This window comes from Cedecea sp. NFIX57 (genome assembly GCF_900177785.1).
GTDB classification, from domain to species: domain Bacteria; phylum Pseudomonadota; class Gammaproteobacteria; order Enterobacterales; family Enterobacteriaceae; genus Cedecea; species Cedecea neteri_C.
This window is the reverse complement of sequence record NZ_FXAS01000021.1, coordinates 78,427-86,838: the sequence shown is the minus strand read 5'-3', so window position 1 is coordinate 86,838 and position 8,412 is coordinate 78,427. Positions and strand designations below refer to the sequence as shown.

At 52.8% G+C, this 8,412-nt stretch carries 11 protein-coding genes; 3 read left to right on the top strand and 8 right to left on the bottom strand.

The genetic code is table 11. From position 1 onward, the window contains the following. A partial coding sequence (locus tag B9Y90_RS27110; RefSeq protein WP_217808988.1) for a hypothetical protein occupies nucleotides 1-186 on the top strand: 186 nt, incomplete at its 5' end. A gap of 44 nt (nucleotides 187-230) precedes the next feature. Here the strand turns inward: B9Y90_RS27110 and B9Y90_RS17925 are convergent. Together B9Y90_RS17925 and B9Y90_RS17920 are read right to left on the bottom strand one after the other, a co-directional pair. Further along, nucleotides 231-656 carry a hypothetical protein gene (locus B9Y90_RS17925; protein ID WP_063308418.1) on the bottom strand — a complete coding sequence of 142 codons (426 nt, stop codon included), beginning with the start codon at nucleotides 654-656 and terminating at the stop codon, nucleotides 231-233. A 571-nt stretch (nucleotides 657-1,227) separates the two neighbouring features. Continuing rightward, the gene (locus B9Y90_RS17920) at nucleotides 1,228-1,944 is read right to left on the bottom strand and encodes an HNH endonuclease (RefSeq protein ID WP_085542073.1); all 717 of its coding nucleotides are present in this window, start codon (nucleotides 1,942-1,944) and stop codon (nucleotides 1,228-1,230) included. A gap of 330 nt (nucleotides 1,945-2,274) precedes the next feature. Here B9Y90_RS17920 and B9Y90_RS17915 point away from each other — a divergent pair, with 330 nt between their 5' ends. Both B9Y90_RS17915 and B9Y90_RS17910 read left to right on the top strand, forming a co-directional pair. Continuing rightward, on the top strand, nucleotides 2,275-2,586 hold the full coding sequence (locus B9Y90_RS17915) for a hypothetical protein (RefSeq protein ID WP_085542072.1): 312 nt from the start codon (nucleotides 2,275-2,277) through the stop codon (nucleotides 2,584-2,586). Then, nucleotides 2,587-3,054: a hypothetical protein gene (locus tag B9Y90_RS17910; RefSeq protein WP_085542071.1), complete on the top strand. Its 468-nt coding sequence runs from the start codon at nucleotides 2,587-2,589 to the stop codon at nucleotides 3,052-3,054. Nucleotides 3,055-3,281: 227 nt separating this feature from the next. On the opposite strand, the gene B9Y90_RS17905 is transcribed toward B9Y90_RS17910, so the two are convergent. From B9Y90_RS17905 to B9Y90_RS17880, 6 genes are all read right to left on the bottom strand, one after another. Then, on the bottom strand, nucleotides 3,282-3,920 hold the full coding sequence (locus B9Y90_RS17905) for a hypothetical protein (protein ID WP_085542070.1): 639 nt from the start codon (nucleotides 3,918-3,920) through the stop codon (nucleotides 3,282-3,284). 47 nt (nucleotides 3,921-3,967) lie between these two features. Then, nucleotides 3,968-4,336: a hypothetical protein gene (locus B9Y90_RS17900; protein ID WP_085542069.1), complete on the bottom strand. Its 369-nt coding sequence runs from the start codon at nucleotides 4,334-4,336 to the stop codon at nucleotides 3,968-3,970. 259 nt (nucleotides 4,337-4,595) lie between these two features. Continuing rightward, the gene (locus B9Y90_RS17895) at nucleotides 4,596-5,228 is read right to left on the bottom strand and encodes an IncC plasmid conjugative DNA transfer DtrJ family protein (protein WP_085542068.1); all 633 of its coding nucleotides are present in this window, start codon (nucleotides 5,226-5,228) and stop codon (nucleotides 4,596-4,598) included. After that, the gene (traD, locus tag B9Y90_RS17890; protein WP_085542067.1) at nucleotides 5,225-7,243 is read right to left on the bottom strand and encodes a type IV conjugative transfer system coupling protein TraD; all 2,019 of its coding nucleotides are present in this window, start codon (nucleotides 7,241-7,243) and stop codon (nucleotides 5,225-5,227) included. Before traD ends, B9Y90_RS17895 begins: the two co-directional genes overlap by 4 nt. Continuing rightward, complete coding sequence (locus B9Y90_RS17885; RefSeq protein ID WP_085542066.1) at nucleotides 7,240-7,758, bottom strand: transglycosylase SLT domain-containing protein; 519 nt, start codon at nucleotides 7,756-7,758, stop codon at nucleotides 7,240-7,242. The genes traD and B9Y90_RS17885 overlap by 4 nt, the downstream gene beginning before the upstream one ends. Beyond that, on the bottom strand, nucleotides 7,737-8,411 hold the full coding sequence (locus B9Y90_RS17880; protein WP_085542065.1) for a TIGR03759 family integrating conjugative element protein: 675 nt from the start codon (nucleotides 8,409-8,411) through the stop codon (nucleotides 7,737-7,739). Before B9Y90_RS17880 ends, B9Y90_RS17885 begins: the two co-directional genes overlap by 22 nt. Between the last annotated feature and the right edge of the window lies 1 nt (nucleotide 8,412).

Below are 8,412 nucleotides of genomic sequence, written 5' to 3'. Positions count from 1 at the left end.
GTCGGCATGGTTCGAGCGAGCAGATGCCACCGGCTGAATATGAAAACCTATATTATCAACGGCTCAGAAGTGTCTAGATTATCCGTGGCGATTCAAACATCCATTCAGTTTATAATCAAGGATTACTTATTATCTATATTTCGGCAGCCTGAAGCATTTCTTGACGAAAGTTTAGCGTTGCGATGACAGGAGTGACTAACAAAATCCCTGACGTAATCTCCCCCCAACAGTCAGCCCTTCTCCCGCTGTACATCCTCAGCATGGTACACGAACAAAACATCGGGCATGAGGCCGGTTTTCTCTATGGTTGCCAGTACGGACTGCATTGAAGCCTCGGAGATGACCTGCATCGCTTCATCACGAATTTCGACATACGCAGGGTCTTCACGGGTCACAAAAGGCTCCAGGAGGTGGGCAATGGCCTTACCATTAACAGAAAGGCTGAAAGTGCCAGTGGCATGATCCACATTCCAGATGTAGATGAGCGGCCATAAACCCAGCTCGTCGCATTCTGCCTCATTGCGGATCCCCGGCAGGTATACGGGCATAGACAGCTTTTCATCACTCAGCGTCAGCGCGATAAACTGTTTTGCCGTCAGTCGGGAAACTTGCCGGGTTTCAGCTTCAGGTTTTTTCTTTTTAAAGAATCCGAACATGGTGCTTTCCTTGTTTATGACGAATCGGAGGGATAGTCACTGTCTTACTGAGCTGATTAATCTGCGCTTCACTGATCTCTGCGCAGACTCGCGGTAACTCTCATTCAGCAAAAGTGATTTTTACACGGTTCATACCGCCAGAAACGAGAATTACTTATCGCTTTTCTTGGCTAGATAACCATATGATGACTAACACACTCCAGGCCTGGATCATGACACTATCACGAAGAAACGAGGGGGGATCCTTCGATTACACTCGCAGCATTGTTCGGCTGCCGCTGTACCAGGCTTGTAGATAGTCAATCGTCATAACGTTTCCTAACGCTCTCTTCCGCCAGATCGAACCTGATAAAGTTGTTTTCAAATCAACGATATTCAATGGCGGACCATGAGTGGTACACGCTGCATTTCAAAGGCGACAGCCCTATGAGCGAATATTCCGTTCAGAGACCAGCCGTTCATGCAGACCTGATGCCCGAAACTCTTCTTCTTGCTGCAAACCAATCCTGCCACGAATCCATTCGATATGACCGCTTTGAGCGAGAAGCAGTCGTTGAGGGCTATAAGAAGACTACTTAATGTTAGCCGGCTTCAACACAAGCGCGCCGTAGTGTGCTTCGCGGTGACAGTTCGGACATAGTGCAATAGCATTTTCAACAGAGTCCTCTCCACCGTTAGCAAGCCACTCCACATGATGCACTTCAAGATACGGTCTACCATCTTCCCGCTTGAATGGAGCGTCACGTAGGCAGCTTTGACACTTACCTCCAGCTAAGGCTAATACCTCTGCTACAACGAGGGGATTACGCTTGAAGGTATAGCTCTTTATAATGACCCTTTCTGGCGTGGTATTGGATGTAGCCAGCTTCTCTCTACGTTGTTCTGAGGTAAGTTGAGACGCTTTTTCTATGGCCTTTTCAAACTCACTTTTAACCGGACGTGTTAGCCATTTGCCGTCTGAAGCTTCATAGATTTCAAACACACCATGAAGTGCGGAATCATAGACCTCGAAAACGTTTCCGCGCTTGAAGAGTCGATCATATTCATGGTGGCGATGGGTGGCATCATCTGTTCGTCTGGCAGTCCTGTTAAAACTCCAGTGACCACGATTGCAGTTAACTGCGTTAACTATCAGATTCAAATAAGTATTGTCTTTGTAATGTGGAAATCTTTTCTTTAAAATTGCATCGACTTGAGCAGCCGTAGCCTTTCCAGCAAACTCGTTTTCAACTATCTCAGCGGTTGTTGTACGGATGGGTTTATCACCATAAACATACTTACGAGCCATTTCTCTATTCCTTGAAAATTCTGGAAGGTGTTGCTGAAGCATAGGCGCGGTGAACATCTTGACCTGCTCCCAGCAAACTAACATAGCATGATGTAAGCAAGTTCCCCTTGTGGCACGGAGCATACCTGCTCGCTGGGCTAGTTCTGCTTTGGCACAGCGCGGAAGCGCACCCTGTGGCACATTTCGGTGTTATAAGCGTTTTACCGAATCCAACTATGTACGGTGAAAGTTGAGTGAGCGCCATGATGAAAAATCGTAAGTTATAGACGGTAACGAAGACGTTTTATAGAATCAGATTTCTCCCCATTGAAGCATGATAAGGAAAGAGTTATGCATCCAAGCGATCTGAACAGACGTATAGAAAACTATCAGAAAAAGGTCTGGGCAGCCTACGACATAGGCGCAACCTATTACAAAGTAGTTTTAAGAAGCGTTCTGCATGAAATAGTTCGTGACCTTAACGATCACGTATACACGGAAGATGAAGCCCAGAAAGTATGGCGCTCCGTCCTGCCTGGTGTAGGAACAGAAGAATACGGTGGAATATCTGAAAGCTTCGAGAAAAGCGGAAGCTACAGGATTGCGTTTGATTCCGCTGATGAACTTGCCGATATGCTCTCTGCTTTCAGAAGGGACAGATAAATGACGGCTAACATCAGTCTCGGCGTAGCTATATTTAGTTTGATAATTTCTATTGCGACTTTTTTTGCCGCGTCCCGCAGTAACAGAAACGCGCTGGGTGTCTCAGAGGAAAATACGTACTCGAAAATTCAGGATGCCGAAGATGCCAGGGCAGACTTTGCCATGGAAATAGCTCTTAAAGCGGAAGCCTGGAAACTGGCTAATGCGGGTAAGACGTACCAAATGATTCCGGCAGAAGAAAAAATGGCGGATCATAAAATCCAGCGGGTTCTTAACGCCTATGATATGGCCTGTCAGCGCTACATTGATAAAAAGCTGGACAGAAAACGATTTAGACGAACTTACGGTGACAGGATACAGAAGATCTGCGACAACGCTGATTTCCAGAGGATTAAGAACCGGACAACGCACAGTTACACCGCATTGAATCAGGTTAACGACGAACTGAACAATCCCGAAAGAAATTAATTGCGGATGATTACCATAATCAACCGCAATTGCATAAAGCCGCCAAGATGGGCGGCTTTTTTGTGTAATGCAAATGCATTACAAACATTCGGTGCTATTGGCGTTTTACCGAAGCACCGCCAGCTGGCGTAGCTGGCATGTAATACAGGTGTATTACATGCCTTCGGAGCTATAGGTGTTTTGCTGAATGCGCGGAGACGGGGGGTGATAAAACCACCTTACGACGATTATGACATGTACGGCTTCGTCTTCTGAAAGATATTATAGAGAGTGCGGTAATGGGAAACTGCTTCCATTATCTCTTTACGGTTTTCATCTTCGTTGCGCCCATTATCTTGCCTGATGTTTGAAGTCTTGAGTGCTTCAAAAGTAAGTTCATCAGGCGTATAACTCCGTTGAAAGTCGATATTAATAACGTAGTTAGATAAGCTATTCCTGAGTTGTGCTTTCATGAACAAATCTGCACAGCCAGCAATTTTATCTGCCAGCTCTTTAATTAACTCTGAACTCTCAATATTTTCAAATAAAAATAAGAAGTCATCTATACGCTCATCTTTAGGTGAAATACTTCCGAAACCTCCACTGAATTTTTTCGTACTCTCCAGTAAGAATCTGAACATAGTTAAACGGGATGCCTTCAGCTCATCAATGGCTTTTTCAGCATCCTTTCGTACTTCTTTCAGCTTTACTATATTCCCGGCTATTGAAAACTCCTGGACTTCAGAAGAGAAGAAAAGCATTAAACTAATAACTGAACAGAGCGTAAAGAATGTAATTGCCTCACCAGCCGTAACTTTTGCGATATAAAAAAGAAAACCATTGACCGCCGTAAAAGCGAGGAAAAATAGAAAAGCCAGAATTTTCATTATATTGTTATCACTTACATAAAAGACAGTACAGAACCTGTCTGTGATTAATGACCAGTTTCAGAAAGCTGAGTTTCTGCATGTATAGCAATAGCATTAACAGCATTTTCAACAGAAAAAGGTCGCTGCTCTCCATTGCTTAGATGCACTTCATAGCAGTAAGTTGTCACCCAGCCTTTACCAGTGAGGCGTTTCTCAGCTTTCACGCTGAAAGAATTTACCAACCTGCCGTTAAGTTCCCATCCAGGACTGCATTCACAGTACAGGACGAACAGCGTTTTGAGGTCGAGGAAAAATGAGCCGGATTCGATTTTGTCAGTGCCATGCTCATCGCGGCGTTGCATGAAATGCCTGACTGCGGCGGCTTTAGAAGGATACGAGATGCCGTTAATGCTGATCAGAATGCTTTTACCCATCGATTCACTCCTTCGTATTGTATACGGATATATTGCAGTCGAAATCAGATGTTTGCGAGTAAAATCGCCTCGTAGTGGTCTCGAAGCAAATTACAATCGCCAGTGTCCGCATTTGGCACTAACCTGCCTGTCAGGTTAGATTTGATACCATCCTTGTAATGGGTTTACAGTGATTCCTGTTGGTGGAAAAGATTGTCTCTCAAGTCAATCGATGAAGTGAGGGCCAGCGACTGAAAATGGGAATTTAGTATTGGGAACCTTATAACCACCGTTTAAAACTCCCTGCCGCCATCCATAGCGTTATCCCAACCCATAAGGCGGCGGGCAGCAAAATCAGCATCACGGGAGCAAAGATCGGCTGCGCCAAATACAACACCCAAAGCGTTGTGGTGACTGAATTGCCGGACCTGATGACATAGTGGTGCATAAAAAACGATTCCAGACCGGAGCCAAATCGCCTCAGATCTCGCTGTACCAGCCCCTCCGTCAGCCCGGTTACTGCACACAGGCAGAGCAGGGGGAGCATGGCGACGAGCCATGTCAGACGCTGCATAAAACTCACCAGCGTATAGGTCAGGGCGGTGAACGGTTTCTGCAGGAGCCTGTTGGCCATAAGTATGCGAGTTGCCCCTTTTTCCAGCAGCATCAGAATTTCATTCCCGAACGGATGCGGTTGTAGGGCGATAACCAGTTCCGACAGTTCCTGTTCCATCACCTGAAAAGCGTGCCTGCTCCCTTCCTGAGGCCACCAGAAATACAGCCCCGCCAGCTCCAGCACTATCCGCAACACCAGCGCGCCAGTAACCAGCCCGGTAAGCCTTCCAGCCAGTGACAACAGCCAGCCAATCGGTCCCTGTGGCGGGCGTAACGGAGGCGTTCTCTGCTCACTCACTCCACCTGCCCCTGCTGGCGCGCCTGCATCCACGCCGCCAGTTGCGCGACGGACTCCGGCAGTGGGCAGTGCTTATCCGCTACGGGCAGCGGCAGACGGATTTTCCACAGCTGCCCGCCTTCAAGTAGGGCAAAGGCCTGGCCTTTGGGAAGCTGGATCAGCGCGGCGGTATCGAGTAGCGGTACCTTACTGGTGGTCACCTGTTCACGGGTGTTGCTGGAAAAGCTGTTGATGCCGCCCGGTGTGTCGGTGACGCCAGAACTCACCTGGCGGCTGCGCACTTCCACCTGTGGCAGTTGCTTCGTCAGCAGCTCGGCGGTGGCGGTTTCGCGCACCCGCAGCATAATCAGGTTGTTGAAGTTACCCACTACCTGGCCTGCCTTGGGCGCGCTGCCGATGCGGGCCTGAATATCACTCAGCGTCTGGGTGTAGGCGGTGACCTGAATGCCCGCGCCGCCGCCCTTGTTGACCAGCGGAATAAACTCCTCGCCCATCAGTTCGTTAAATTCATCGCAGTGCAGGTTGATGGGCGGCGGTTTTTCACTGCTGCCGGGCAGTCCTTCGTTGAGACCAAATTTATAGAGATGCCCGGCGACGCTCACCAGATCGGCAAACATTGAATTGCCGACGGCGGCAGCGACCACCGCATCGGAGAGCGCATCCAGGCCGACATACACCACTGCCTTCTGGCGGATCGCCTGCTGCCAGTCGAGGATCGGGCGCGGGTCGTCCAGATCGTGGTAGTCCGGGGCGAGCAGGGCGGCGAGCGTGCCGGTGGTCAGCTTTTCCAGCAGCGGCAGCAGTGAGGCGACAATCTTGTCGAAATAGGTTTTGTCATAGCGCGCCGCTGAGAGCAGGCCGTCGAGGATCGGATCGTATAATTTTTCCGCATTGAGGTACTGCTCCAGCGCCACCACGTGAGGATCGCGGCCCAGCATATGGCGTGGCGTATTTTTGTCGTTAACGCGCTTCGCCAGTTGCGCCACCATTTCCCATGCCCTCGCGTTGTGGTGCGGCAGCACGGTGCGGGCATAGTCGATAAACAGGGCGTCGATATTGACGACGTGGCGGGAAATTAACTGATAGTCGGGACGCTGGCCGAGCGCCGCCAGGGCGCGGGCGATGATGTTGACAAAGCGCCAGGCGAACTCGCGAAAGGCCGCTGAGTTGCCTTCGCCGGAAAGCTGTCCGGTGAGGCGCGATGCCACTTCCGAGATGCGGCTAAAGCGCCCGATGGCGTTGTAACGGGCGGAGACCTCCGGATACGCCAGATGGAACAGGATAAAACGGTCGCCGCGTCCGGCGCGCTGTGCTTCTGCCCAAAGACGCTTCAGCAGATCCGCGTCGCCTTTCGGATCAAAGACGATCACCACCTCACCGCGTCGGATGTCCTGAATGGCAAGCAGTTCCGCCAGCCGGGTTTTGCCGACGCGGGTGGTGCCGAGCACCAGCGTGTGGCCGGGTCGTTCACTGAGCGGCAGGGTGACGTCGCACTCTTTCAGTTCCACGCCCTGCAACCACGGGTTACCGCCGACGGGCGGCAGCGGCCGTACCGGGTTCAGCCAGCGATCGGCGCTGAGCAGGCGGGCAAGTCCGGGCAGGGTATGTTCGCTGCGTTTTTCGATGTGTCTTGCCAGGCGGTAACACCATCCGGGGCGCAGCCAGCGTGCGGCTTCCGGTTGCAGGCAGTCGTACAGTCGCTGGGTATGAATGGGTAGCCAGCGAAAGCCTTTGCCGAGAAACAGCCGCTGGCGGCTGACAGGGATTTTGCTGCTGGTGAGCGTGTAGCGCGGCAGGCGCAGGAGGTTGCGGCGGTAGCGCACGATGTGCCAGCCCTGCCAGCCGCGTCGCAGGGCCAGCAACATCAGGGCGCAGGCCATCAGGCGGGCCTGCCATGGGGTGAGCACCAGCAGCGGGGCCTGGGTCAGGCAGATTAATGCGCCACAACTGGCGGTGAAGGCGCTGTAAAACTCCACGGGCGGGCGCAGCAGCGCCTCCAGCGCGTAGCGGCTCATGGCGGTGTGGCCTGTTGCAGATGGCGGCTGACCTGCCTGCGGTAACGTGCGGCAGGTGCGCCGCCAGCAGGACGGTGATAGCGGGCGGCGGCATTGAGCCAGCTTCCGGGGCGTTCATCGTAGCGCTGACGCAGCAACTGTGCAGTGAGCGACAGGTTCTGCAGGGGACGGAGGGCGTCGCAGGGAGAGTCAAAATACGCCCGGTGCCAGCCGATATTGATTTGCCCGAGCCCCGCGTCAATACGCTTCGGGCTGGTGTGGCGGATAGCGGCCAGCAGCGCCTGACAGGCCTGCGCCCGGCTGGCGTAGCGGTAGCCGTTGCCGTTGATATTGAGCGTCCACGGCCATGGGAGATGCCTGCCGCTCAGGTTCGCCCCGCTTTCGGTCTGTGTGACGGCCCACAGCAGTTCCGGCGGCACGCGGAAATGCTCTGCAGCGCGCAGGTACGCTTCTGGCAGCGGCTGCGCCAGTGCCAGACAGGGCAGCAGCAGGATCAGGGCAGGACCTCGCGCCATTGCTCCCCCTTACGTTCCAGCGCCACCGGGATTTTGCTCTGACCCAAAAGCAGCCAGCGTCCCGCGTCGTGGTTAAGCGTGATGCTGTGTTCACTCACCATTTTTGCGTCAATGCCATGCGCCATCGCCCAGCGGCGCACCCGGTTATCATCGCCTTCGCTGTGGATCAGCCAGATATCCAGCGGGCGCTGTTGCGCCAGCAGGGTACGCAGCAGGCTGTCGCAGGGCGGGCAGTCATCTTTAACAAACAGCGAAACGCGGGACGTGCTGGCGGAACTCGTTTTCAGCGGCGTCAGGGCCGGATACAGTCGCTGCCAGGCGGCATCATAGGCACGCTGGAAGGCGAGTTCTTTCTCCAGCCGCTGGTACTCCTGCCTGACCAGCAGTTCGGCGAAGCGCTGACGTTCGTGGTCAGTGTCGGCTTCGACGCCCAGCGTAGTCAGTGGATCAAGCCCTGGTGACCAGACGCCGCGTGCCTGCTGTTTCAGCGTGAGATAGCGCTGCCACTCCTCTGGCGTGACGCCCCAGACGGTGGCCTGCTGCTGCGTGGTCAGCGGTCTGAGAGCGGAGTCCGCGTTCTGGCTGGTTTGTTCCTGAAGCGGTTGCGCCCCCACGCTGGCGGTGAACAGTAACAGAAGAACCAGGCATTTCATC